This window comes from Arthrobacter sp. Y3221048 (genome assembly GCF_059092685.1).
Map to the genome: position 1 here is coordinate 331,894 of NZ_JBNHHX010000001.1, position 18,137 is coordinate 350,030.

At 68.6% G+C, this 18,137-nt stretch carries 15 protein-coding genes, 1 tRNA gene and 1 other RNA gene; 10 read left to right on the forward strand and 7 right to left on the reverse strand.

All coding sequences use genetic code 11. From position 1 onward, the window contains the following. The first annotated feature begins 110 nt into the window (after nt 1-110). Nucleotides 111-815 carry a DsbA family oxidoreductase gene (locus AC5RVS_RS01560; protein ID WP_494107294.1) on the forward strand — a complete coding sequence of 235 codons (705 nt, stop codon included), beginning with the start codon at nt 111-113 and terminating at the stop codon, nt 813-815. A 59-nt stretch (nt 816-874) separates the two neighbouring features. On the opposite strand, the gene AC5RVS_RS01565 is transcribed toward AC5RVS_RS01560, so the two are convergent. Continuing rightward, a complete protein-coding gene (locus AC5RVS_RS01565) occupies nt 875-1,510 on the reverse strand; it encodes a dihydrofolate reductase family protein (protein WP_494106859.1) in 636 nt (211 codons plus the stop codon). Between the two features lie 473 nt (nt 1,511-1,983). Between AC5RVS_RS01565 and AC5RVS_RS01570 the strand changes: the two genes are divergently transcribed. After that, nucleotides 1,984-3,174, forward strand: a complete 1,191-nt coding sequence (locus AC5RVS_RS01570; protein ID WP_494106860.1) for an MFS transporter — start codon at nt 1,984-1,986, stop codon at nt 3,172-3,174. A 61-nt stretch (nt 3,175-3,235) separates the two neighbouring features. Here the strand turns inward: AC5RVS_RS01570 and AC5RVS_RS01575 are convergent, their stop codons facing one another. The 5 genes from AC5RVS_RS01575 to AC5RVS_RS01595 form a co-directional block, all read right to left on the reverse strand. Then, entirely contained in the window at nt 3,236-3,913 is a 678-nt protein-coding gene (locus AC5RVS_RS01575) for a LytR C-terminal domain-containing protein (protein WP_494106861.1), read from the reverse strand. Then, nucleotides 3,906-4,205: a type II toxin-antitoxin system VapB family antitoxin gene (locus tag AC5RVS_RS01580; RefSeq protein WP_493977152.1), complete on the reverse strand. Its 300-nt coding sequence runs from the start codon at nt 4,203-4,205 to the stop codon at nt 3,906-3,908. Before AC5RVS_RS01580 ends, AC5RVS_RS01575 begins: the two co-directional genes overlap by 8 nt. A gap of 185 nt (nt 4,206-4,390) precedes the next feature. Next, on the reverse strand, nt 4,391-5,992 hold the full coding sequence (locus tag AC5RVS_RS01585) for a multicopper oxidase domain-containing protein (protein ID WP_494106862.1): 1,602 nt from the start codon (nt 5,990-5,992) through the stop codon (nt 4,391-4,393). Beyond that, nucleotides 5,992-7,518: a multicopper oxidase domain-containing protein gene (locus AC5RVS_RS01590; RefSeq protein WP_494106863.1), complete on the reverse strand. Its 1,527-nt coding sequence runs from the start codon at nt 7,516-7,518 to the stop codon at nt 5,992-5,994. The genes AC5RVS_RS01585 and AC5RVS_RS01590 overlap by 1 nt, the downstream gene beginning before the upstream one ends. Next, complete coding sequence (locus tag AC5RVS_RS01595) at nt 7,511-8,272, reverse strand: hypothetical protein (RefSeq protein ID WP_494106864.1); 762 nt, start codon at nt 8,270-8,272, stop codon at nt 7,511-7,513. Before AC5RVS_RS01595 ends, AC5RVS_RS01590 begins: the two co-directional genes overlap by 8 nt. Nucleotides 8,273-8,345: 73 nt before the next feature. Between AC5RVS_RS01595 and AC5RVS_RS01600 the strand changes: the two genes are divergently transcribed. From AC5RVS_RS01600 to AC5RVS_RS01620, 5 genes are all read left to right on the forward strand, one after another. Beyond that, nucleotides 8,346-9,257, forward strand: a complete 912-nt coding sequence (locus AC5RVS_RS01600; RefSeq protein WP_494106865.1) for a hypothetical protein — start codon at nt 8,346-8,348, stop codon at nt 9,255-9,257. 131 nt (nt 9,258-9,388) lie between these two features. Next, entirely contained in the window at nt 9,389-10,420 is a 1,032-nt protein-coding gene (locus tag AC5RVS_RS01605) for an isopenicillin N synthase family dioxygenase (RefSeq protein WP_494106866.1), read from the forward strand. 268 nt (nt 10,421-10,688) lie between these two features. Next, nucleotides 10,689-11,603, forward strand: coding sequence for an oxygenase MpaB family protein (locus tag AC5RVS_RS01610; protein ID WP_494107295.1), 915 nt, complete (start codon nt 10,689-10,691; stop codon nt 11,601-11,603). A gap of 237 nt (nt 11,604-11,840) precedes the next feature. Then, nucleotides 11,841-12,311 carry a hypothetical protein gene (locus AC5RVS_RS01615; RefSeq protein WP_494106867.1) on the forward strand — a complete coding sequence of 157 codons (471 nt, stop codon included), beginning with the start codon at nt 11,841-11,843 and terminating at the stop codon, nt 12,309-12,311. After that, nucleotides 12,304-12,609 (forward strand): transcriptional regulator, encoded by a 306-nt coding sequence (locus AC5RVS_RS01620; RefSeq protein WP_494106868.1) that lies wholly within the window; start codon nt 12,304-12,306, stop codon nt 12,607-12,609. Before AC5RVS_RS01615 ends, AC5RVS_RS01620 begins: the two co-directional genes overlap by 8 nt. Before the next feature lie 193 nt (nt 12,610-12,802). On the opposite strand, the gene AC5RVS_RS01625 is transcribed toward AC5RVS_RS01620, so the two are convergent. Next, nucleotides 12,803-12,890, reverse strand: a tRNA-Ser gene (locus AC5RVS_RS01625). A 483-nt stretch (nt 12,891-13,373) separates the two neighbouring features. Between AC5RVS_RS01625 and AC5RVS_RS01630 the strand changes: the two genes are divergently transcribed. The 3 genes from AC5RVS_RS01630 to AC5RVS_RS01640 all read left to right on the forward strand — a co-directional run bounded on the left by AC5RVS_RS01630 (nt 13,374) and on the right by AC5RVS_RS01640 (nt 18,132). Beyond that, a complete protein-coding gene (locus AC5RVS_RS01630; RefSeq protein WP_494106869.1) occupies nt 13,374-14,381 on the forward strand; it encodes a hypothetical protein in 1,008 nt (335 codons plus the stop codon). A gap of 7 nt (nt 14,382-14,388) precedes the next feature. Beyond that, nucleotides 14,389-14,484: signal recognition particle sRNA small type (gene ffs / locus AC5RVS_RS01635), an RNA gene on the forward strand. A 75-nt stretch (nt 14,485-14,559) separates the two neighbouring features. Then, a complete protein-coding gene (locus tag AC5RVS_RS01640; RefSeq protein ID WP_494106870.1) occupies nt 14,560-18,132 on the forward strand; it encodes a DNA polymerase III subunit gamma and tau in 3,573 nt (1,190 codons plus the stop codon). Nucleotides 18,133-18,137: the final 5 nt, after the last annotated feature.

Sequence of the window (18,137 nt, forward strand, 5' to 3'; positions counted from 1 at the left end):
CCCCCGTCCGGCCTCAGCCGAAGGGCCGCAACCTCCCTCCTTCACTCCCGGGATCAGCCGCGAGCTGGCCCCCGCGGAATAGCCGGCCCGCACTCTTTGTTGACGTGTCCATGAAGATTGAGATCTGGTCCGACATTGCCTGCCCCTGGTGCTTCATCGGCAAGCGCCGCTTCGAGACGGCCCTGGAGGGCTTCGAACACAAGGACCAGATCGACGTCGAATGGCGCAGCTACCAGCTCGACCCCACGCTGCCGGAGCACTATGACGGCACCGAGACCGAGTACTTGTCCCGGATCAAGGGCATGCCCCAGGACCAGGTCAAGCAGATGTTCGGCCACGTCACGGCGCAGGCCGCCGGCGAGGGCCTGAACTACGACTTCGACTCCGTGGTGGTTGCCAACAGCTTCACCGCCCACCGCTTCCTGCACCTGGCCAAGGAGCACGGCGTGATGGATCGGGCCAAGGAAGCCCTGCTGTCCGGCCATTTCGAGCAGGGCAAAGACATTGGCGACGCCGAGTACCTGGTGGGCATCGGCGTCGAACTGGGTCTTCCCGAAGCGGAGATCCGCGAAACCCTGGCGGGCGACCGCTTTGCCGCGGAGGTCCGCGCCGACATCGCCGAGGCGCGCGAGCTCGGCGTGAACGGGGTGCCGTTCTTCGTGCTGGACCGCAAGTACGGGATCTCCGGGGCGCAGCCCGCCGAGGCGTTCGCGCAGGCGATCCGGCAGGCGTGGAACGAGCGCAGCCCGTTGACCGTGCTGCCGCAGTCGAAGACCGACGACGGCGCGGTGTGCGGCCCGGACGGCTGCAACTGACCTGACTTACGCGAAACCGGCGGGCTGCTTCCCGGAGCGGCCCGCCGGTTTTCTGTGTCCTACGACGGACGGTTGCCCGGCGGGCCGTCGAGCACAGTAGGGACGTACTCGAGCAGCTGGAGCCGGCCGTCGAAGATCCTGCTGTCCACCATCTCGAGCGAGACGTCCGGGTAGCCGTCGTAGATCCGCTCCCGGCCGGCGCGGCCCGTGATGACCGGGAAGACGACCAGCCGGAACCTGTCCACGAGGCCCGCGGTTAGCAGCGACCGGCACAGGCTGACGCTGCCGAGGGTGCTGAGCGGCCCGGTCCCGGTGCGTTTCATCTCCGCCACCGCCTCGACGGCGTCCCCGGTGACCAGCTCCGAGTTTGGCCAGGCCAGCGGCGCCTGCAGGGTGGAGGAGAAGACAACCTTGGGCACAGCGGCGAGGCCGGTCAGGCTGGCGCCCTCATCCTCCGAGTATTTTGAGCCACCGGACGCGGCCTCCTCGGACATGCCGGACATCAGCCGGTAGGTGTTCGCGCCCATGAGGAAGGTATAGTCCTTCTCCCCCTCCTGCTCGAGCCAGGCCAGGTACTCCGGGCCCTCCAGCCCCCACCAGCCGGGCCAGCCCTCGGCCGAGGCGTACCCGTCCAGGGAGATGATCAGGTCGACCATCAGTTCCGCCGATTGCGTCTGCGCAGTGGCCTCGCCCATCGCCTGCTCCTCGCTCTGCTCCCCGGCCGCCACCGAGGTCCGTTGACCGACCGGGCCCGGGTCTGTTGACTGACCGGTCTCCCACGCCGCTGGTCCCCTGGCGGCGCTTGGCCGACATGCTACTCCCGAAGCGATAGGTTGCTGAAGGGTGTGCGCCGGGCGCCCAAGCCCGGAGTTTCCCGTGTCGAAGCTCATATCGCTGCCCACCGGCGTGAAACAGGGACCCGCAGTAGAGTGAAAAGGCTTGGCACCTCGTCGCCGAGGATTCTGCCACGGACCCTTTTGCATCGCCTGGCGGCATACGGCCGGCCCGCGAAGGTCCGCTTCCCTTAACTGTGGCGACCGCCGTCCCCTGGACGACCGCGGCGAAGCACCCCTGGCTGCGCACCTGCGGTTCCTCCGCGTGCGCAGGTGCATGTACTGGCAATGGCTGGCCGAGGCTTCGGCCCGATTGAGAGAGGACTGATAGCGGGATGGATCAGCAACCGACGAGGCTCTGGACCAAGAACTTTATTCTGGCCATCGTCGTCAACCTGTTCATCTCCCTGGTCTTCTACATGCTGATGACCACCATGGCGCTCTACGCCGTGGACCGGTTCCAGGCCTCCGACACCGCAGCCGGCTTCACGTCCAGCGCGTTCGTGCTCGGTTCGGTCATCGCGCGGATCTTCGCCGGCCGGTTGCTGGACGTCGTGGGCCGCCGGAAGATGATCCTGGTGACCATGGCGGTGTTCGTGGCCGCCTCGCTGCTGTACATTCCCACCGGCTCGCTGGCCTGGCTGCTGGTGCTCCGCATCGTGCACGGCATGGCCTTCGGTGCGGGCACCACCGCGGTGGCGGCCTCGGCCCAGACCCTCATCCCCCACACCCGGCGCGGCGAGGGAACCGGGTACTTTGGCCTGTCCACCACGCTCTCGACGGCGGTGGGCCCGTTCGTGGGCGTGCTGCTGGCGGGGCTGGGCAACTACGACGCCATGTTCTACTTCTGCGCCGCCTCCTCCGTGGTTGCCCTGGTGGTGGCCCTGTTCCTGCGGGTGCCGGAGCTGCCCGCGGCGAAGCGGTCCGGCCGGTTCCGGATGAGCCTGAGCGATATTTTCGAGACGGCGGCCCTGCCCATCTCCTGCATCATCCTGCTGGCCGGGGCCTCCTACTCCGGCATCCTGATCTTCCTGACCTCCTACGCGGAGTCGCGGGGTTCCACCGCCGCGGCCAGCGTCTTCTTCCTGGTCTACGCCGGGGCGGTACTGGTCACCCGCCTGTTTGCCGGCCGGATCCAGGACCGCCGCGGCGACAACAGCGTCATGTACCCCACACTGATTTCCTTCGTGCTGGGGTTGGCGCTGCTGATCCCGGACCCCACCCTCCTGACCATCATCGGCTCGGCGATCTTCAGCGGCATCGGCTTCGGCACCGTCATGTCCGGCGCGCAGGCGATCGCGGTGAAGGTGTCGCCGTCCATACGCATTGGCACGGCCACCTCCACCTTCTTCCTGATGCTCGACGTCGGCTCCGGGCTCGGACCCATCATCCTGGGCACGCTGGTTCCGGTTCTCGACTACCCGGGCATGTACGCCCTGCTGGCCGTGGTGATGGTGCTGACCACCGTGCTCTACTACTTCGCGCACGGCCGCCGGAAGGGCGCCGCCGGCACAGTCGGCGCCTAAACCACCCCTCGCGGCGGTGCGGCGGGCACCCCGGCCAGGCTCCGCCGTCGTACTGGAAGCGCTACTGTTGCTCCGCCGGTTCGCTGGGAGTGGGCGACAGCCGCGGGCAGCTCAGCGTCCCCGGTGTCTGGTCCACCCGGTTGGCCGGCACGAGTTCCTTGTAGCCGGCGCCGACCACCACGTCCACGCTGTCGTCGGTGCGGTCGTCGGCCACGTATTCCGAGTCAGGGATGTTCCGCTGCAGATTGAAGGCGTTGGCTTCGCCGGCCTTGCCCGACACGACCACGGCGCTCATCCCGTAGATGCTCAAGGTCTTGTTGCCCACCGAGCCGATGTCGTAGCCGCGGTCGGACAACGCGGCGGCCACCTTGCTGCCCAGGCCCTCCAGCTGCGTGCCGTTGTAGACGTTAAGCCGGAACGAACCGTTGTCCGGGTAGTCGTAGGTGCCGGTGGGGCAGGTGACCGGTTCCGGGGGCGGCGGCGGACCCCAGCCGGGGACCTTCAGATCGCCGCGGGCGACGGCAAGGGCGGCGAGCACCGCGGCGATGACCAGGCCGACCAGCAGCACCAACACCACACCGTGCAGGATCCGCCGGTGGTAAATGTGCGGCCTCTCCACATTGCCGTCGTCGACGAAGACGCGGTCAAGATCCTCTTCGGTGATGACGCGCTGGCCCTGCCAGCTCAGTATCTGCTTGGGCTTGCGTCGGGGTGGCGGCGGAACGCTGGTTTCAGTCATCGACCACCAGGACCCTGGCATGCAGCACGGCCCTCTGGTGGAGCGCCGTGCGGACCGCGCGGTGCAGCCCGTCTTCCAGATAAAGGTTCCCCTGCCACTGCACCACGTGCGGGAACAGGTCCCCGAAGAACGTGGAGTCCTCGGCCAGCAGGGCATCGAGGTTAAGCGTTGACTTGGTGGTGATCAGCTCGTCCAGGCGCACTTGGCGCGGCGGCACCTCGGCCCAATCCTTGGGGCTGACGTGGCCATGTTCGGGGTAGGGGCGGCTGTCGCCCACGGCTTTGAAGATCACGAACCCAGCCTAAGGAAGTCGGCCCACGAAGGAAACGTGCGCCCCAGCGTGCCGCGGACCCGTAGCCAAAAGGTTACTGTCCGGGGGGGGCGCACGTGTTGGGCGTGTCTGGCGCTTCCGGCCTGGCAGGCCGCGGTGTCTGGCGTCTCCCGCCTGGGAGGCTGCGGTGTCCGCGCCTACCGCCGTCAGGCCGCGGTGATGGGCACTTCGCGGACGCCCACGGTCTCGCCGGTGATCCAGTCCTCCCACTCGACCCGCAGCCGGTACTCCCCCCGCTCCGGCGGATGCAGCATCACGTCGTACCGCTCGGCCGCGCCGAAGGCCAGTACGTCGGTCATGAGCGGGTACCCGGCCTCCCGGCACGTCGGTGACGGCGCACCCGGTACGGAGGTGTCACGGAACGGCCGGCCGTCGTGGGCGACCAGCTCGGCCATCCGCACCGGCTCCCCGTCCACGGCCGTGAAGTACATGCGGTTGGGAAGGTAGTTGGCGTTCAGGATGCGCAGCAGCGTTGGCTTCTTCTCACCGCCGGCAACGTTGGCCCGCAGCGCCGACAGGCTCCACACCCGGTTGTCGCCGGAGCGCCGGCGGATCAGCTCGCCGCCCATCAGGTAGAAGTGCCTGGGCTCGTACCGGTTCAGCCCCACGTCCTCCCCGGACAGCCCGGCGGCGTGGTGCATTTCGTGCCAGCGTGGATCCACCGAGTACGGGATCAGCATGGACTCGGTGTCGATGTCGTACTCCGGCCCGTCCACGAACGCCCGCCGCGCCCCAGGCGTCACCGGATAGTCGGGGTGCACCACCGGATCCACGATCACGGGGCCGAACATCCCCATCTGCGCGTGCAGCACGGTGTTGACGTGGCAGTGGTAGAAGTAGGTGCCGGCCGCGCCGTAGTTGGGATCTCCGGGCCGGCCCGGTTCCGGCGCCCACTGGTACGTGTACGTGCCGCCGATCTCGAATGAGGTGTGGCCGACACCGTCGTTGCGCGGGTCGGGTTCCAGCCCGTGCCAGTGGATGGTGTGCGGCCCCATCGAGGGATGCACGGTGGCGTGGAAAATCTGCCCTTCCAGCGGCCGGATCAGCGGGCCGGGAAAGCCGCGGCCCGATTCCCGCGAGTCAAAGCTCCACATCTCGAACTGCGCGCCGTCGTCGAACCGCAGGTCCCGGTTGAAGACCTCCAGGTAGACAGACGAATGCGGCGTCTGCCGGAACTCCGTGACCGGGCGGTCCAGGTCCAACTGGTCGGAGCTGAAGTCCACCTGGCTCCGGAAGCGGTGGCGCGGGCGGTCGTCGTCGCTGGTGGGACGCGGGCTCGGCGTCGGCTGCCCGGTCGGCTGGGTCGGTTCCGCGGTGGGGGACGACGTCGGTGCCTCCGTGGGCTCGTTGGTGGGCTTCGGCGTCGGTGCGGCGGTGGGATTGCCCGTGGGCGAGGTGGTCGGTTCCACCGTGGGCGCCGTCGTCGCCGTGGGCCGGGGCGTCGCCGACGGCTTGGGCTTTGCGGTGGGTCTTGGGGATGCGGTCGGTTTCGGCGTCGCGGTCGCTTTCGGTTTCGGTGTCGCGGTCGGTTTCGGTTTCGGCGTCGCGCTGGGTGTGGACCTGGCCCCGCCTTTGCGGTTATCCGCCGTCTTCTTGTTCCGTTGTTCGGCTTCCCGCTTCTTCCGGTCCTCCTCGCGCCGACGGGCAGCTTCCTCCTGCTTCCGCTCGGACTCGGCCCGCTTGCGCTGCTCTTCGGCCCGTTTCGCGGCTTGGTTATCGGAGCGCAAGGGGACTCTCAGGTTGCTCATCATCCCTCCCCGGGAATCGGTGCCTTCAGGTTCCAGTGCGCCACCAGCCCGCCCGGATACATTCCGCCCGCGGCGGTTTGCGAGGGCTCGGCGTGGCAGTGCATCGGGTACTCCCAGTCGGTGGTCCGGGCGTACCAGACCGGATCAAGGGCATCCGGCGGCCGCTTGACCGGCATGATGCAGTCCTTGCGGTCCATCGGCTGCAGCTCCACCACGTCCTCCCACTGCTGCAGCACCACGTGGCCCTGCTTGTCCACGTACCCGTCGCGGCGCGGCCAGTGGTAGTTGTTCCGCCGCACGGTCCACAGGTGGTTCCCGTGGAAGTGGATCTGGTGGTACACGATTCCGGGGTTGATCAGCCGCACCAACTGGCCGCCGCGGAGGGTGCCGGCGGTGTTGCCTTCGCCAAACTGGCGCACATCGAGCTGTCGCGGATACCCGGAGACCAGGGTTTCCTCGTCGCTGGCCAGGTTGAGCGCCTCGTTCCGGGTCATCGCCAGCGACTCGTAGCCGCTGCGCCCGTTGAGCGTGAAGTACCGCGGTACGGCCTTGGTTTTCAGCGGATCCACGGTGCCGCCGGCGGCCTCGGTGGCAGCCCAGTTCGACTCCACCGCGTGGCAGATCCACACCCACTGCCGTTCGAAGGTTGCCCTGCCGGGCGTGATGTCCCACTGGTGCACGGGATCCATCACCACGAGCGCGCCGAAGAGGCCGAGGGTCCGCTCGACCGGCGCGTTGGTCGGATCGCTGTAGATGTACGATCCGGCCGGCGGGCAGGGCAGCTCCAGCAGTGCGCTCTCGCCCGGCGCAATCGGACCGGTCCGGGCGTCCGCGTGGTCTCGTCCGACGTCGTGCAGGACAAACTCATGGTCCTTGGCCAGCCGGTTGTGCACCCGGAAGCGCAGCGTCGAACCGACCTCGGCGATGATGGTGCGCGCGGGGAAGTAGCTGGCCCAGTAGTTGCGGCGGATGAAATACTGCCCGGGGTTCGCCGGGTCCGGGCCGTACGGCTGCGGGGTGCCGCGCGGCGGCAGCGCCGCGCCCAGCGGATAGCTCCGCGACTCCACCAGCCGCCCGTCGGCGGTGAACACCTTGGGCGTCACGGCCAGGCTCGGCGAGGCGTCCCGCAGGCCGGTGGGCCGGTCGCCGAAACCGCGGTGGTAGACCAGCGAGTCATCCACCATCTTCAGGTAGCCCTCGTTGATGTAGAGGTCCAGCACGCCCGGGATAGGCACGACGGCGGAGCGCCGGGTTGGGGCGGGCCGCACCCCTGCCAGCGGCGCAGCGGCCGCTGCCGGTGCCGCGGCGGCACTGCCCGTCCCGCCGAGGGCAAGCGCGCCGAGTCCGGCTGCTGCCCCGTATTTCACGAAATCCCAGCGCCCGACGTGGGCTTTCCCCGCACTGTCCCGGCCCAAGCTGTCCTGGCTTACGCTGTCCCGGCCCACGCTGTCCCGACCCACGCTGTCCCGGCCCACGCTGTCCCGGCCCAAGGCGCCACGGTCCGGCTCGGGCACGTGCTCAGTCATGATGGCCGCTCTCGTCCAGCCACCCGGGTCGGAGCGCCACCCGCGGCAGGTCAAGCTGCAACGGCGCCGCGTGCAGCCACGGATCCGTGAACTCCGCGGAGAAGCGCTGCGCGTCCGCCGGCACCAGGAAGCTGATCCAGAAGCGCTCGGCGCTGAGGGGCGCCAGCGCCACGGCGTCCCCCGATTCCCGGTTGGTCACCGTCGGACCGCCGTCGCCGACCTTCAGCCGCAACTGCCCGGGGGCGAACAACACCTCGTCCTCCAAAGCGTTCTGCACCTCCAGCTCCACCAACAGGTGGTCGCCCCACGTCATGTTCGCCGGCTGCGGCGCCGCCGTCAGGATGGCGCCGTGGCCGGCGTGGCCGGCGTGACCGGATCCAGCCGAAGCAGTGCCCCGACCCGAAGCGGCGCCGGCCGCTGCCGGCCACCCCGCCGCGGAGGACTCCGCACCCGTGGCGGGAACACCGCCGTCGTACGCCAACCGATGCTGGCGCTCCGCGGACACCAGCTTCACCCTCCCGAAGGACGTTTCCACGCCGCCCGAACCCAGGTTGCCCGCCCGCAGATGGCTGGCCGTGAGCAGGCCTGCGCCTCCCGCCACGCCGGCGACGCCGGCTCCAACAAGTACCCCAAAAACACGGCGCGAAAGGCCGGACGGCAGGCTCGCGCTGCTGTCCGGCCCCGGCACGACCGCGCTATCCCCGTAGAGCGTCGTCATTGCTTTACCGCTTCCCATCCCCATGCCTGTAGGCACTCATCCTTGCCGGGCGGGCTTGGGAAAAACTGGTGGGATGCAAACCGCCGTGCCGCCCCGTCATACTGGGACCATGAGCCTCACAGCCGGTCTCCCTGCCCGCCCGGACCAGCCGCCCATCGGCCTGCTGCTGGACGTCGACGGCCCGGTTTCCTCGCCGGTGACCCGCACGGTGCCGTCCGGAATCATCCACTCGCTGCTGGTGATGGCCAAACGCGGCTGGCCGATCGTGTTCAACACCGGACGGTCGGACCAGTTCATCCGGGAGCAGGTGATGGAGCCGATGCTGGCCGTGGGGATGCCGCCGGGCGTGCGCTGCTATGCGGTGTGCGAAAAGGGCGCCGTCTGGTTCAGCTTCACGGCGGCCGGCCCGGGCACCATCCATGTGGACCATTCGCTGGCCCCGCCGCAGGAGTTCGCCGCCGAGGTGCGCAAGTTGGTCAGCTCCGGTTACTCCACCCACATGTTCTTCGACGAAAGCAAGCGGGCCATGGTCTCCGTGGAGCAGGTGGTGGGAACGGAAAACCGGGAGTACCGCCAGGTGCAGGAAAAGTTCGACGCCGAGGTCCTGGCTCTGATGGGCCGGTTCGGCATGGGTGCCACCCGCCTCGATCAGCACCTGCCGGACAGCGACGACCGGATTGACTACCGGGTGGACCCGAACATCATCGCCACCGACATCGAATCGGTGCAGCTGGGCAAGGACCTGGGCGCCGAGCGGGCACTGGAAATGCTGGCCGCGGACGGCGTGGTGCCGCACGCCTGGCGGACGATGGGCGATTCGCGCACCGACTACGCGATGTCCGACCTGCTGCACCACAGCGGGCATGCTGTGCTGCACGTGGACGTCCGCCCCGACGACGGGGTCCCGCAGAAGCCGTACCCGGTGCTGACCGCGGCGCACCTGGGCTTCCCGAAGGCCGTGCACGAGGAGGCCGGCGCGGCGTTCCTGCGGACGTGGGCGGCGATCGCCCAGACGCTGTAGGCGCGTAACACGGCGAAATACGGGGCGCATTCCACGCCCATTTCTCTCGCGAGTCAAGCAAAACCGTGCGGCCGCAGCAAAACGTAACGTCCGTAACAATTGACTCCGGGCCCGGTGCTAGTCTGCCTTCCATGAACGCACTTCAGGGGAGCATTCCAGTACTCGACATGAGCACCGCCCGGTTGGCGGACGGCAGCTTCAACCCGGACTTCATCGACCAGCTGCGCGACGCCGCGCACCGCGTCGGGTTCTTCCAGATCACCGGCTACGGCGCGGCCGAGGGCCAGGTGGCGGAGCTCTTCGACGCGATCAAGCGCTTCTTCGAGCTGCCGCTGGAAGAACGGCTGAAGCTGGACAACCGAAACTCCCCGCATTTCCGCGGCTACACCCGCATGGGCACCGAGCGGACCCAGGGCCGCGCCGACGCCCGCGAGCAGCTGGACTACTCGCCCGAGAGCGAGCCGGTCGCCGACTACCCCGAGGACCAGAAGTACTGGCTGCTCCGCGGCCCGAACCAGTGGCCGGATGCCGTGCAGCCGGACCTGCGCGAGAAGGCCATGGCCTGGGCCGAGCTGATGTCCACCGTGGGCCATGACCTGCTCTCGGCCATCGGCGTCGGGCTGGGCCTGCCGGAGGATTACTTCGACGAGCCGTTCGCCGGCACCCCGCACTGGATGGGCAAGCTGGTCCACTACGTGGGCGGCGTCGTCGAGGAGGCCGGCGACCAGGGCGTGGGCGTGCACGCCGACTACGGCTTCGTCACCCTGCTGCTGCAGGACATGGTCGGCGGGCTTGAAGTGCGACCGCCGGAGTCCGACGAGTGGCTGCCGGTCGAGCCGATCGAGGGCGCCCTGGTGGTGAACCTGGGCGAAATGCTGGAGGTGGCCACCGACGGCTACATCACCGCCACCGTCCACCGCGTGCAGGCTCCGCCGCCCGGCGTGGACCGCTACTCCGTGCCGTTCTTCTGGTCGCCGCGCCTGGATGCCGTGATCGACCCGGTCCCGCTGCCCGACGAGCTCAAGGCCAGCTCCCGCGGCCGCACCGACGACCCGACCAACCCGATGCTCTCCAGCTTCGGCGCCAACATGCTCAAGGGCCGGCTGCGCGCCCACCCGGACGTAACCGAGAAGTTCTACCCGGAGCTGCTCGCCAAGAAGTAAGCGGGCAACCTCGCCGGGGGTCCGGGTTTCCCTGGCTCCGGGGCTTCGGGGCTTCGGGGCTGCGAGTCTTCTCTCCGGGAGGGCTCGGGCTTCCGGGTCCGGGTCTCCGGCTGCGGGGCTTCCGCGCCTCCAAGGCTCCGGGCCCCCGAGCTTCCGCGCATCCGGGCTGCTTGCCCCGATGGTGTGTGCGACGTTCGACGTCGCACACACCATTCTTCGTGGTGCAGGCTCTGCTCACCCCGTGCGCGGCCGTTCCCGCTCGCCCATAATGGGCTGTGTGGCGAACATCCTGACCCGCTGGCGCGACGAACTGCGCGGCACATTTTCCGGCCAGAGCGACACGATCCCGCAGTGGGAGCTGGACCTGGAGAACGGCGACGATGCGGGCTACTTCGCGCCGGATTCCGCGGTCTGGACGGTCCACCGCTCGATGACCACCCTGGTGGCGGGCATCCGCTCGCTGCTCACACAGACGCTGCACCCTGGGGCGTTGGCCGGTGTTGATGATTTCTCCGCGTACCGTGCTGCTCCGCTAGCCCGGCTGGCCAACACCATCCGGTGGATCTTCACCGTGACCTACGGCGACACTGCCGCGGCCAGGTCTGCCTGCGACTTGGTGCTGCAACTGCACGAACGTGTCCGCGGCACGTACACTGACTCGGTCGGCGAGCAACGGCCATACTACGCGAATGATCCGCATCTGCTGCGCTGGGTGCACCTGACCTTTACCGATGCTTTTGTGACTTCCTATCTCACGTACGGCAGGCGGTTGCCCGGCGGTCCCGACCGTTACGTCGCCGAATGGGCCAAGGCCGGCGAACTCATGCAGATTGCTGACCCGCCCCGCACCTTCGCCGAACTGCGCGGTCAGCTGGACAGTTACCGGCCGGAACTTACCGCCTCGGCCGCCATGCAGGAAACAGTAGAGTTCGTCCGCCATCCACCCTTGCCCCGCTCCCAACGGCTGGGCTACAGCGTCCTGTTCGCCGCCGCCGTCGAAACGCTGCCCGAGGAGTACCGCCGCCTGCTGGGGTTGCGCCCGAACACTCCCCTGCCGCTACGCATCCTTATCAAGCCCGCCACTCAGATCGTCCTCGGCGTCGTCCGGCTGGGCCTGAGCAAGACCGGGCCGAGCGAGTCCGCAGCGCGCCGCCGCCTCGCCCGGCTCCGGCAGCAGGCCTGACGTCGCGACTCACGGGACGCAACTGTCCACGTTTTAAAACGCCCTCGAACAAACCCGCAGGTCAGGGGCCTGTCGTTCTCCGAAACGTGGACAGTTAGGGCTAAACATGGGCAGATGCTGCCCGATGTAGTCGCCACCCCAACGATTGCTCGGATCCGGCATTTGCTCCATCCGGATACTCAATCGTCACTGCACATCACTTGCCGGTGCGGAAAGTCAGTCTATAGACTTTCCGATATGGAAAATAACTTTGAAGGGCGCCCGTCGGTCGAGGATGCCGCCGCCAGCCTCCGCAACCTCGCTTCCGACCGTCAGGCGCTGGCCGACGGCGTGCAGGTTTCCAAAACACTGCTGGCCGCGCTGGGGGGCGTGGCGGCCTGGTGGGTGGCAGGAGCCGCGACGGCCACCCCTGGGGAGAACTACGAGCCCCCGACTTCCGGATGGTTGGGCTTGGTCGCAGTTCTAGTGATAGTTCACCTGATCCGCCGCGAAACCGGAATCCGATTCCGCAAGATGGGCCCACGCGCCGTGATGGCTGCGATCGCGATTCTTTTGGTTTGCCTAGCCCTGTTCTCGGTCTCACTCGGTCTGGTTTCCTTAGGCGCCCGCTGGGCCGTAGTGCTGGCCAGCCTGTGCGCCTTTGGTCTGGTTACGTGGCTCGCAGGAATTGTCTACCGCTCGGCGCTGGATCAGCTGCGTCGTGATTAGGGCCCGGTTCGACGACGTCATCCACGCGCCGCTACGGTTACGGATTTGCGGAGTACTGCGGCCGGTGGAGCAGATGGACTTCGCTGTGCTGCGCGACACGCTGGACGTCTCGGACGCCACCCTCTCGAAGCACCTGAAGACCCTCGTGGAAGCCAGATACGTCAGCCTGACCAAGGCCGCATCGGCGGCGCGCAAGGATGCCCGCCGCCTGACTTGGGTGACTCTCACCCCGGTCGGGCGGAACGCCTTCGACGGGCACGTGCGTGCACTGAGGGAAATAGTAGGCACTGCCAACTGAACGCGAAGTGCAAAGTGACGCAACCGCCTCACGACCATGAACATCTATTCGCACGTCACGGCGACTATGCAGCCGGATGCTCTGGACAGGCTGGGTCAGCTGCTTTCCTCACGCATTTGCAGAGGTTGTTGCTTGCGAGGCAAAACGAAAGCGGCCCTGCCTAGATTTTCACTAGTCAGAGCCGCTTTCTTGCTGGCGGAGGATGGGGGATTTGAACCCCCGAGGGCGTGAACCCAACACGCGTTCCAGGCGTGCGCCATAGGCCGCTAGGCGAATCCTCCAGATGCTTGCTCACAAGAGCAGATACCAGAGTACCCGAAACCGGGCCCATGTGCCGAATCGGGCAGGAGTCCAAGCGCTGGGGTCTAGGACTTCAAGGGGCGGGGGCCTAGGGGTTCAAGGGGCTGGGCACGGGAGTTCAAGCGGCTGGGGCCGAGGACTCCAGCGGCTGGGGCCGAGGACTCCAGCGGCTGGTGCACGGGAGCCCAGGGAACCGGGGCTCGGGAGTCCAAGGAGCCGAGGCGCAGGCCTCCAAGGGGCTGAGGTTGGACGATCGGAGCCCTCCGGAGACCGTCGCCACCCGCACCGGGTAGGGCTCAAAAGTTGAATCCGAGACCCGGCGGGCACCTCCGCGGTTTAGCTCTGGAAGGCTGCGACCGGCAGTGGCAAACTTACGCCATGGGTGAGGTGAAGGGCTGGGGGCAGGCCCTTTTCCAAGGGGACTGAACAACATGGCCACCGGTACAGAGTCAGCGGTAGGAAGCGTGCCACCGGCACACATTTTGGACTGGCTGCTGGCCGGGGATGCGTCAATCCGGTTCCAGACCCTGCGTGATCTCTGCGACGCGCCGGAAGGCGAAGTGGCGGACGCGCAGAGCCAAATCGCCGGCTCCGGCTGGGGCGCACTGCTGCTGCAGGCGCAAGACCCGGACGGCAGCTGGGGCGGCGGCCTCTACAACCCCAAGTGGACCTCCACCATGTTCACCTTGCTGTTGCTGCACTGGCTCGGGCTGCCACCGGGGCACCCGCAGGCCGTGGCCGGCTGCCGTAGGCTGCTGGACGGGGCAGAGTACTTCGACGGCGGGCTGACCTTCGGCCGGCATCAGGACCGGGCCGAGAACTGCATCACTGCCATGGCCGTGCTGGTCGGCGCCGAGTTGGGCCGGCGGCTCGACGGCGATCCGCGGATCGACAAGGCAGTGTCCTGGTTGCTGGCCGAGGAACTGGACGACGGCGGCTGGAACTGCGAGGCCCACAGCTCACGGGCCAAGCACGCCTCGTTCCACACCACCATCAGCACGTTGGAGGCGCTGGCGGCCTACCGCCACAGCGGCGGCTCGATCAGGGTCGACGTTGCCGAGGCCCGCGGCCGCGAATTCCTGCTGATGCACTCGCTCTACCGGTCACACCGGACCGGGGCTGTGGCGCATCCTTCGCTGTCCCAGTTCCGGTTCCCGCCGCAGTGGCACTACGACATCCTGCGCGGCCTGGAGTACTTCCGGGCCGAGGGCTGCCCGCACGATGACCGGATGACGCCCGCCATCAAAGTAGTGGCCCACGGACGGCGCAGCCCCGGCAACTGGGGCGGGTACCGCCCGTATCCGGGGCGGATGTGGTTCCGCTGGACGGCCGAGGACATCGGCCGTTGGGCCACGCTGCGATGCTCCCGCGTGCTGCGCTGGTGGGATGCTCCCGACGCCGCCCCCAACACCGCCGTCGGCTCCCCGACGAGCCCCGGCGGTGATTTCGGGCCGCCGCCTGAAGTCGGGTAGACTGTTCGTCGGCCCCTCATGCGGTGTCATCCTGTGAACTCCCCCAGGACCGGAAGGTAGCAAGGGTAAGCGGGCTCTGTCAGGTGCATGAGGGGTCTTTACTTACCCCCATGCCGCCTATCCCCAGCCCGGCCGCTTCGGCGTGCACGGGCCCAGTTTCAACCGATAGGGTTTGATCGTGAGTACAGCCCTTTACCGTCGCTACCGCCCGGACACTTTCGCGGACGTTATCGGGCAGGAACACGTAACCCACCCGCTGATGGCGGCGCTGCAGAAGAACCGCGTCAATCACGCGTACCTGTTCTCCGGCCCGCGCGGCTGCGGCAAGACCACCTCGGCCCGCATCCTGGCCCGCTGCCTGAACTGCGCCGAGGGCCCCACGCCCACCCCCTGCGGCACCTGCGACTCCTGCGTTGAACTCGGCCGCGGCGGACCCGGCAGCCTTGACGTCATCGAGATCGACGCCGCGTCCCACGGCGGCGTGGACGACGCCCGCGACCTGCGCGAGCGGGCCACTTTCGCCCCGGTGCGCGACCGCTACAAGATCTTCATCATCGACGAGGCCCACATGGTCACGTCGGCCGGCTTTAACGCCCTGCTCAAGATCGTCGAAGAGCCGCCGGAACACATCAAGTTCATCTTCGCCACCACGGAGCCGGACAAGGTCATCGGCACCATCCGCTCCCGGACGCACCACTATCCTTTCCGGCTGGTCCCGCCGGAACCGCTGATGCAGTACCTGGAACTGCTGTGCCGGCAGGAGAACGTTCCGGTGGCCCCGGGCGTCCTCTCGCTGGTGATCCGGGCCGGCGGCGGCTCGGTCCGCGACTCGCTCTCCGTGCTGGACCAGCTGATGGCCGGCGCCGGACCGGACGGGCTGGACTACGAACTGGCCGTTTCCCTGCTCGGCTACACCCACGCCTCCCTGCTGGACGACGTCGTCGACGCCTTCGCCGCGGGTGACGCCTCCACCGTGTTCAGCGCGGTGGACCGCGTGGTACAGACGGGCCACGATCCGCGCCGCTTCGTCGAGGACCTGCTCGAGCGCTTCCGCGACCTGATCATCGTGCGCGCCATGCCGGAAAGCGCCCACGCGATCCTGCGCGGCGTCCCGGAGGACCAGATCGCCCGGATGCAGACCCAGGCCAACCAGCTGGGCGCGTCCGAACTCTCCCGGGCCGCGGACATCACCAACCAGGCGCTGACCGAGATGACGGGCGCTACCTCCCCCCGCCTGCACCTTGAACTGCTGTGCGCACGAATCCTGCTGCCTGCCGCCGACCAGGGCGAGCAGGGCGTCGCGGCACGGGTGGACCGGATCGAGCGCCGGCTCAGCTACGGCGGGGCCCCGGTTCCCTCCCCGGCAGTTGGCCAGGGGCAGGCGCCCGCCGTGCATGCCGCCACGGAGCCCCCGCTCTCCGGGCCCGAGGCTGCGCGCGCCGCGCTCCGGGGATCCAACGCCCAGAAGGCCGAGCCCGCCCGCCCGGACGCCGAGCGCCTCACTCCCCCGCGGGTGAGCACCACCGACTGGCCCCGGGAAGACCAGCAGGGTACCGCTGCTCCCTCCGCCAACAACTCCCAGCCCGCAGGCCAGCCTGCCCAACAGCACGACGGCGGAGCTCCCGCTGGCTCCGGGGGTACGGCACCTGCGGCGGCCGGAACCTCCGGATCTCCGGATGCGGCCGGCGCCGCAGCCGGCTCCGCGGCCCAAGCATCTTCCGCCCAGGCGCCTTCCGCTCCGGCAGCTGACGCCGATTCCAACCGTCCGACCGTCCCGTCGTCGGTGTTCGGAAACCCTCGGGACGGCGGCAGGCAGGACGCCGGCGTGCAGGTCACGTCCGACGCGGCCGGTCCGCAGGAAGCTGCTGGCGGCTCCTCGGGCGAAAGCTCGGCCGACTGGGGCGGCAGCTGGGGCGCCATGCCGGAGCCGGCTCCGGCGCCCGAAGCCCGGCGACCCGCTCAGCCGGCTGGAAGCCAGGCTCCTGCATCGGGCCAGCAGGCTCAATCTCCCCGGACCACGGCAGCGCCGGCAGCAGCATCCGACCAGCGGCCGCAGGCACAGGGCCAGTCCCCGGCGCAGCAGCCCGGAACGCAGCGGCAGACACAGGAAGCACCGCAGGCTCCGGCGCGACCGGAATCAGTCACACCACGGGCGCAGGCCCCGGCCCAGCAGCAGCCACCGGCACGGCCCGAACCGGTTGCACCACACGCGCAGGCGCCGGCCCAACAGCAGCCACCGGCACGGCCCGAACCGGTTGCACCACAGGCCCAGGCGCCGGCCCAACAGTCTCCGGCGCGCCCCGAACAGGCCGCGCCACCGGCGCAGGCTCCGCGCCAGAGCCAAACCGGCCCGCAGGCCTCCGGGCAGATCGAAATGATCCGCCGCGCCTGGCCGGAGATCCTGAACACGCTCAGCGGCATCCGCAAGGTGACGTGGATGAACGTCAGCACCAATGCCTCGCCGCTCAGCCTCGACGGCACGGCGCTGACGCTCGGTTTCAAGAACCAAGGTTCTGCCACCAACTTCAACAATGGTGACCACGCGGACAACGTGCGCCAGGCCATCCAGCAAGTGCTCGGCATTGACCTGCAGATCCAAACCGTCGAAGACGCGTCGGTGACAGCGGGTGAGTCAAACCCAAAAGTACCTACTAGCCGGCCGCAGCCGGCAGACGGAGGTTGGTCCGCCAACACCGCTACGGTAGGTGCGCCCGCGCCGGTTTCGGAACCGGTTGGGCAAGCTATCCATCAGCAGCCTGCACCTGCCGCTGCCGGGATGACCGGCTCCACGGCCAGCCCCGGCTATGCGCCTTCTGTGCCCTCTGTGCCTTCTGCGCCTTCGGCTGGACCGGCGATGCCGGCTGCCCCGGCCGCTCCGGCCGTCTCCGCGTCCGGCTTCTCGGGTGGTTCTGCATTGTCGGGGGGATCGGGCGTGTCCCCTGCTTCGGCTGTTTCCGGTCCGTCTGCGCCCAGCGGGGTCTCCGCGCCTACGGGGCTTTCAGCAGCAAGCGGGATGTCGGCGCCCACCGCCGCTTCAGCCCCCAGCGCTACCTCAGCCGCGTCGGGGGCATCAGCCCCCAGCGGCATGTCCGCGGCCACCGCTGCATCAGCGCCGTCGGCCGAATCACCGAACAGTGCCTCCGGCAATGGCCAGCGACCGCCGGCCCTGCCCGGGGAAAAGCCGGTGTTTGCAAAATTGGCCGAGCGGATGGCGTCCCCGGGGGCTCCCGTCGCCGTCCCCGTGGCAGCCGGTGCGCCATCGGCCTCGAACCACTCCGGCCCGGCGCTGGCCGGCTTCCCCGCCCCCGCAGTCCCAGCAGCTTCCGCAGCTCCCGCAGCGGCGGTGCACGGGGCCGCCGCCCAACCGAACAGCCAGCCCACCGGAACCCTGTCGGCACACCCAGGCACGTCCGCCCCCTCCGCCCCGGCGCAGCCGTCTCCGTACGACGACATCCCATACGCCAACGACGAACCGCCTGCCGAGGAATGGGAAACGACGCCGGACCGGCACATGGCCGGGCAAAAACGCAGCCGCTACCAGCAGTTGCTGGACCAGGCGAAGGCCACGCAGGCGACATCGGCCGCCGCGGCGCCGTCCCCGGCAGCCCGTGACCTAAACTTGAAGTACGTCGAGGACATCCCGAGCGAAGACGACGAGGCCATCGAAGATTCCGGACTGGTGGGCCGCGCTGCCATTGAAAGGCTCCTCGGCGGACGCCTGATCGAAGAACGAAGCCTCGACGGTTCCTAACCGCC

Coding starts and splice junctions, on each gene's coding strand:
- AC5RVS_RS01615 (WP_494106867.1), top strand. CDS start 11,841: ATGGAAAATAACTTTGAAGGGCGCCCGTCGGTCGAGGATGCCGCCGCC.
- AC5RVS_RS01570 (WP_494106860.1), top strand. CDS start 1,984: ATGGATCAGCAACCGACGAGGCTCTGGACCAAGAACTTTATTCTGGCC.
- AC5RVS_RS01600 (WP_494106865.1), top strand. CDS start 8,346: ATGAGCCTCACAGCCGGTCTCCCTGCCCGCCCGGACCAGCCGCCCATC.
- AC5RVS_RS01560 (WP_494107294.1), top strand. CDS start 111: ATGAAGATTGAGATCTGGTCCGACATTGCCTGCCCCTGGTGCTTCATC.
- AC5RVS_RS01585 (WP_494106862.1), bottom strand. CDS start 5,992: ATGAGCAACCTGAGAGTCCCCTTGCGCTCCGATAACCAAGCCGCGAAA.
- AC5RVS_RS01610 (WP_494107295.1), top strand. CDS start 10,689: ATGGGCTGTGTGGCGAACATCCTGACCCGCTGGCGCGACGAACTGCGC.
- AC5RVS_RS01565 (WP_494106859.1), bottom strand. CDS start 1,510: ATGGGCGAGGCCACTGCGCAGACGCAATCGGCGGAACTGATGGTCGAC.
- AC5RVS_RS01590 (WP_494106863.1), bottom strand. CDS start 7,518: ATGACTGAGCACGTGCCCGAGCCGGACCGTGGCGCCTTGGGCCGGGAC.
- AC5RVS_RS01575 (WP_494106861.1), bottom strand. CDS start 3,913: ATGACTGAAACCAGCGTTCCGCCGCCACCCCGACGCAAGCCCAAGCAG.
- AC5RVS_RS01605 (WP_494106866.1), top strand. CDS start 9,389: ATGAACGCACTTCAGGGGAGCATTCCAGTACTCGACATGAGCACCGCC.